The sequence below is a fragment of the Achromobacter sp. SIMBA_011 genome, assembly GCF_046535435.1.
GTDB lineage: Bacteria > Pseudomonadota > Gammaproteobacteria > Burkholderiales > Burkholderiaceae_B > Achromobacter > Achromobacter dolens.
The window spans coordinates 1-275 of record NZ_JAWRWN010000391.1; the positions used below are offsets into that span (position 1 = coordinate 1).

Genomic DNA, 275 nt, shown 5'->3' on the forward strand with positions numbered 1-275 from the left:
GCTCCGAAGGCGTTCCAAATGCGGCGCCGCGCTTTAACACTCCGGCCGCCGGGCACGATTATTCCGCCGTCTCCCATAGCGGCGCGACGCCGGCTCTCAGCATGCGCTGGGAAGCGGTTCCGGGCACCACCTTTTTCGCCGACTGGGCCTATGCGATGCGCGCACCCGTCATCGACGAGATCTATTCAAGCCAAAGCCTGGCAACCACGGCGTCGGGAACATCGCGCAACCTGAAAGTGGAGCGCAACAACAATTTCAACATCGGCGTCTCGCAG

At 62.5% G+C, this 275-nt stretch carries 1 protein-coding gene; it reads left to right on the forward strand.

The window, feature by feature from the left end; all coding sequences use genetic code 11:
* A partial coding sequence (locus tag SB816_RS31415; RefSeq protein ID WP_410548171.1) for a TonB-dependent receptor domain-containing protein occupies positions 1 to 275 on the forward strand: 275 nt, incomplete at both ends.